Source organism: uncultured Sphingorhabdus sp. (genome assembly GCF_937872355.1).
Taxonomy (GTDB): Bacteria; Pseudomonadota; Alphaproteobacteria; order Sphingomonadales; family Sphingomonadaceae; genus Sphingorhabdus_B.
Genome location: NZ_CALMSV010000167.1, coordinates 1 through 5,638, shown reverse-complemented (window position 1 = coordinate 5,638; position 5,638 = coordinate 1). Strand labels below are relative to the sequence as shown.

General features: G+C 56.5%; 5 protein-coding genes. 2 read left to right on the top strand and 3 right to left on the bottom strand.

The window, feature by feature from the left end:
* The 3 genes from Q0239_RS10870 to Q0239_RS10860 all read right to left on the bottom strand — a co-directional run.
* A partial coding sequence (locus Q0239_RS10870; RefSeq protein ID WP_298602562.1) for an amidohydrolase family protein occupies nucleotides 1-1,272 on the bottom strand: 1,272 nt, incomplete at its 3' end.
* The gene (locus tag Q0239_RS10865) at nucleotides 1,269-2,672 is read right to left on the bottom strand and encodes an amidohydrolase (protein WP_298602557.1); all 1,404 of its coding nucleotides are present in this window, start codon (nucleotides 2,670-2,672) and stop codon (nucleotides 1,269-1,271) included. The genes Q0239_RS10870 and Q0239_RS10865, both read right to left, overlap by 4 nt.
* 2 nt (nucleotides 2,673-2,674) lie before the next feature.
* On the bottom strand, nucleotides 2,675-4,249 hold the full coding sequence (locus tag Q0239_RS10860) for a peptide MFS transporter (protein ID WP_298602570.1): 1,575 nt from the start codon (nucleotides 4,247-4,249) through the stop codon (nucleotides 2,675-2,677).
* 141 nt (nucleotides 4,250-4,390) lie between these two features.
* On the opposite strand from Q0239_RS10860, the gene Q0239_RS10855 reads away from it, so the two are divergent.
* Nucleotides 4,391-4,960 (top strand): nitroreductase, encoded by a 570-nt coding sequence (locus Q0239_RS10855; protein WP_298602565.1) that lies wholly within the window; start codon nucleotides 4,391-4,393, stop codon nucleotides 4,958-4,960.
* A 77-nt stretch (nucleotides 4,961-5,037) separates the two neighbouring features.
* Nucleotides 5,038-5,638 (top strand): IS1595 family transposase (locus Q0239_RS10850; RefSeq protein ID WP_298602553.1); only part of this gene is annotated, 601 nt, incomplete at its 3' end.

Sequence of the window (5,638 nt, the reverse complement as noted above, 5' to 3'; positions counted from 1 at the left end):
AAGCGCGCCTGCCTGGGGAGTGCGATAGCGGTCACGCAACCGGTCCTGCCGGTTGCTCAGCGGCTGCTCTATGCCGTCAATCAGAACATGCGTCGGCGCGCTGGTCAGTTCGAGCGGATCGCCATCCCAAACCACTACATCACCCGCTTTGCCAGCTTTGAGGCTGCCCAGACGATCACCTACGCCAAGGATCTCGGCGGGGGCAGAGCTGATAGCAGCGAAGGCCTCATCCCAGGTCAGGCCGCTTGCGCGCGGAACGCGCTGCAGGCTGACAAGATTTCCTGCATATTGGGTGGTGTAGCGCAACTGGTGCGAATCCCGGTCGTTGATCATCCCGATCGCCACCTTGACGCCAGCATCTTTCATACGACCGATATTGGACTGGGTGGCTCCCAGCATTTCAAACGTCGCTGGCAGATCGTTGAGCGCCGAAGCGATGACCGGCACGCCAGCCTGGGCAAGCTGCGAAGCCACCCGCCAGCCTTCGCTGGCACCAACGAAGACCATCTTGATCGCCGGAAATTCCCGTTTGAGTTCAAGCAGGCGGAGAATATCGTTCGCCCCCTCGACATGGATCAGCAAACGTTGTTCGCCGCGGAGCACCGCTTGCAAAACACGGGCGTCTTCCTTCTTCAGCAGATCGTCGTCAAAGGCATCGCCGCCCGCAGCATGATCCTGTGCTTCGCGCAGCATGGCGCGGAAGTGCAGATGATTGCCTGACCGGCTTCCACCGGAAGCCTCTGCCCCAGCCTCACCAAATTCAACAAACTGGAATGCCCTCGCCCGCGTGACCGGATCGGTATCGGCGCCAAGATCGGCAATCGCGCCCTGTCCCGCAAATATCCGGTCGCCTCCCTCGGGGGCGACCACGGCGCGGGTCACCCCGGCGCTGCGATTGACGGCGATGGGGGAACGGAACGGATCGATTGCAGGTGCAACATCGATGGCAGCCGAAAAGCCGCTCTTTCCGCCGCCCTTATCGTTCGTGCCGTTGACTGCATCAACCTCTGAAAGGCCAAGGCGGCTGAACCCGGCAAAAACGCCCGGCGTCACCCATTTACCCGTCGCGTCGATAGTGCGCGCACCAGCGGGAACGGCTAAACCTTTGCCCGCCGCGACGATGGTTCCATCACGGACGATGACAGTTCCGCCATCCATCGGGGCAGAGCCATCACCGACGACAAGCTTGCCGCCGGTTATGGCGATGGTTTCGGCTACCGCCGGTGCAGTAAGCGAAGCAAGGGCAGCTGCGGCTAGAAGAAGATGCTTCATTTCACATCTCCTTCGCCGGGCTGGCCAAGCTCAAAGTCGCTCACTGGCCTGCGCTTTGCATCGCTGGCATCGAACAACAGCGCGCCATCGACCCACACTTTGTCTGGCCGCGAATAGACCGACAATGGGTTACCGTTCCACAGCACAAGGTCGGCCATTTTGCCGGGTTTCAGGCTGCCTGTCATCTTGTCGATACCCAGCGCCTTGGCGGGATTATAGGTCAGCCAGCTGATCGCTGTCGCATCCGAAATCTGGAAACCCATGCGGCGACCATTGGCCAGCGCCTTGGCTGCCTCCTGGTTCAGACGCTGGATCTGGTTTTCATCATCCGAATGGATGATCACGCACGCCCCGGCATTTTGCAATATGCCTGCATTTTCGGGGATCGCGTCATAGGCTTCCATTTTGAAGCCCCACCAGTCGGCCCAAACTGCAGAGCAAACCTCATTTTCTTTCAGCAGGTCACCGATTTTATAGGCTTCGACTGCGTGGTGGAAGGTTGATACCTTATAGCCAAATTCCTTCGCCATATCGAGGACGATGGCCATTTCGTCAGCGCGATAGCAGTGGTTCTGGATCTTGATGTCGCCATCCAAAACGCCCGCAAGCGTTTCCATGCCGATATCGCGGGTATATTCCTTCCCGCTGTCGCGCTTTTTCTTATATTCTTGCGCCTTGATCCAGGTCTGGCGATTGACCGCAAGATTGCCCATGCGGGTCGAAGGCATGCGCCCCTTCGCGCCGTAAACCCGCTTCGGATTTTCACCGCACGCCATTTTCAGGCCATAGGGCGCACCAGGAAACTTCATTCCCTGAACTGTGCGGGCATAAACATTTTTGAGGACCACCGAACGGCCGCCCATCAGGTTCGCCGATCCGGGAAGCACCTGAAGCGACGTCACGCCGCCATTAGCCAGCGCGCGGCTGAAGCCCGGATCCTGCGGCCAGACGCTATGCTCCGCCCAGACTTCGGGTGTGGTTGGGCTGGTCGCTTCGTTGCCATCGTCATGCGCAGCGACCGACGGCGTCGGATAATCACCAAGGTGCGAGTGGATATCGATGATGCCGGGCGTCACATATTTGCCCGCCCCATCAAACACAGCAATATCTGCCGGTATCGGTGTTTCAGGCCCGCCGACCGACTGGATCTTGTCGCCCGCAAAGAACACCACGCCATTGTCGATGCGCCCGCCTTCACCATCGAAAATGGTGACGTTGCGGATCGCCGTCGCCATGCCCGGATAAGGCTTGTAGGTCGACGGATAGGGATCCTTGTTCAGCTTTGCCGGCTTTTCGGCAGGTGCCGCCGCCGAAGCGCTTTTGGGCCCTTCGGTCGTGTTCGAACAAGCAATCAGGGCGAGCGGCGCGGCGAGGATCGGCCAACGGAAGCGTCCTGTCATGCTCAGGCCGCCTTTTCTGCTACAGGCGCTTCATCCTTCAGTGTGTCCAAATGCATCCAGCGTTTGACGATGGGCGATAGCAGCAGGACCAGTACCGCTGCACCAATTGAAATCCAACCGAACAATTCATACACTTCCAGCAGCTTCGCTTTGCTCATTTCGCCGCCATGACCGCCGGTAGCTTCCCCGATTTTACCTGCAACGAAATTACCGACCGCGGTCATATAGAACCAAGCGCCCATGATAAGCGAAGCCAGGAATTTGGGAGCAAGCCGGTTCATTGCCGACAGTCCGACCGGCGAAAGGCACAATTCCGCTGTAGTTGCAAAGAAGTAATAAGCGAATACCAGGAATACAGGCGTCATTACTGCGATCCCCCAGGCCTGCGCACCCCAAACCAGCACGAGATTGGCGAGCCCCATTTGCGCTAACGCCAATGCAAACTTGACCGGTGCCGAAGGCTCTTTTCCGCGTGTTCCTAACCACTGCCATATCACCGCAATGACTGGTGCCATCAAAATGATGATTATCGGGTTGATCGATTGGAAGAGGGAAGCCGGCGTACCGCTGCGATCAACAAATCGGTCGGTAAAAAGGCTCATGGAACCACCAGCCTGTTCGAACAATCCCCAGAATAACGGGTTCAGTGAAATCAGGAACAGAATTGCGAACATGCGTTCACGCGGTTCCTTTTCCAGCTTAAAGCTCTCGTAAAGCACATATGCGAGCAATGCGACGCCTGAAATGATCAGCAAAGTTTGAATCACATCCTGATACTGGACCAACGCCCAGATAACCGCCACTGACGCGATTCCGATACCGTATAATGACATCTCGCGAGATTTTGAAAGTGGCGCCGGAGCTTCGCCCGCACCCATCAATGCGCCCTTGCCAATCACGAAAACAACTAGCCCGGCTAACATCCCAATGCCGGCAAGGCCAAAGCCGTAGCCCCAGCCAATAGTCTCTCCCAGGTAGCCAACCAAGATCGTACCGATCGCTGCACCTACGTTGATGCCCATGTAGAAAATCGTATATGCGCCATCGCGGCGAACATCGGTCAACTTGTAAAGCTGTCCGACCATCACCGAAATGTTGGCTTTGAGGAAGCCTGTGCCAACAATAATGAATGCTAGTGCGGCCCAGAAAACATTGATTGTCGGGTCGTTTTGCCCGCCAGCGCCTTCGAATGTCATAAGCAAATGACCGATTGCAATAAGAATGCCACCGAAGGTTACCGCTTTGCGATTTCCAAGATACCGGTCAGCCAAGTAGCCACCGAGGACTGGGGTGATGTATACGAGGCTGGTATAGGCCCCATAGACCAAGTTCGCTTTGCCATCGCTGAAAAGCCAATGCTTGGTCAGATAGAAAATCAGCAATGCTCGCATGCCGTAATAGGAGAAACGCTCCCACATTTCGGCGAAAAACAGCATATAGAGCCCCTTCGGGTGCCCTGCGAATTCCGGTTGCTTCTGGATAGCGATTTTCGCGCCCAAAGCGAGAAATATGCCTAAAACAACGACGGCGATTGCAGCAATCCAGTCACCTTCACCCCAAGCACCCATCGGTTTCAAATCGGACACGAGACCCACCTTCCCTACGTTTGTGTTGTTCGCCCCTCTCCGGGGGCCATTGGGCAGGCAACCTAACGGAAAAATTGCGCCTGTGAAGAATTTTGTTGCGCTTGTTACCGCTTTTCGGTGAACGAAGGATCGATGTTCAACGACCTCTCTTCACTGCCCGGCTACCTCGCTTCGCGACGTTCGGGAAAACCCCGCGACATGATTGCCCCGGGGCCTGACACTAAGCAGCTTGAGGCGATACTGCAGATTGCAATGCGCACACCTGACCATGGCAAGCTATTTCCCTGGCGGTTTGTTGCAATTCAGGATCGGGAGGCCTTTGCGGCCCTGCTCGCAACGGCTTTTGTTTCGTCCAACCCGGAAGCACGGCCAGCCCAGATTGAAGCTGCCATAGCGCCGGCCCATTTTGCGCCGACATTGGTCTTGTTGTTATACGCCCCGCAGGAAAGCCCGAAAATACCGCTGTGGGAACAGCAATTGAGCGTCGGCGCTGTTGGCATGAACCTGCTACATGCGGCACATGTGCACGGATTTGTTGCGAGTTGGATTACCGGCTGGGCCAGCTATGACCCGGTTGTCCGCAAAGCCGTGTGCGAGGGCGATGAGCAGATTGCCGGGCTTTTCTACATCGGCACTGCCAGCCAGCCACTCGAAGAACGCCCTCGACCGGAGCCCCAAAACATCATCCGTCATTGGCCCTAAGTTACAAATTTAATCGCTAGGTTAAACTTGGTAATTATCCCCTTGCGACAAGTAAGTCATTCTGCTATGCAGTTTGCATGAAAACGAAAGCCCCGACCCTTCGCCAGTTCCAAGACCGCTTCCCCACAGAGGATAGCTGCCTAGACCACCTAATGCGCATCCGCTTTGGTGAGCGTCACGCTTGCGAGAAGTGCGGCAAGGATGCCAAGTTCTATCGCGTTAAAGCCCGTCGCTCTTACGCTTGCGAATGGTGCGGTGCACAGGTTTACCCGACTGCCAACACGCCCTTTGACCGGACGCGCACCAGCTTGCGCGATTGGTTTCATGTCATGTTTCTGTTCACGACTTCACGTAGCGGCGTTGCAGCAAAGGAAGTGGAGCGCCAGATCGGCGTAACCTACAAAACGGCTTGGCGCATGTGCCACGAAATCCGCAAATATATGGCGATGCTGGACGGTGACGATTTTATCGGCGGCGCTGGTGAAATTGTGGAAGTCGATGAGGCGTTCTTTGGCGGTGAATTGAGCGGTCGCGGCGTTGGCAACTATCGCCAGAACAAAGCAATCGTTGTCGCCATGCACGAAAAGGGCGGCAAGGTTGTCACGGAAATCGTTGAGAACACCAAGCGCACTTCACTGTGGGGCGTTATCGAAAAGAACGTCGAGCGCGGCACAATCC

Excerpts from the sequence above, each read along its gene's own strand:
- Q0239_RS10855 (WP_298602565.1), top strand. The coding sequence starts at position 4,391 with ATGTTCAACGACCTCTCTTCACTGCCCGGCTACCTCGCTTCGCGACGT.
- Q0239_RS10865 (WP_298602557.1), bottom strand. The coding sequence starts at position 2,672 with ATGACAGGACGCTTCCGTTGGCCGATCCTCGCCGCGCCGCTCGCCCTG.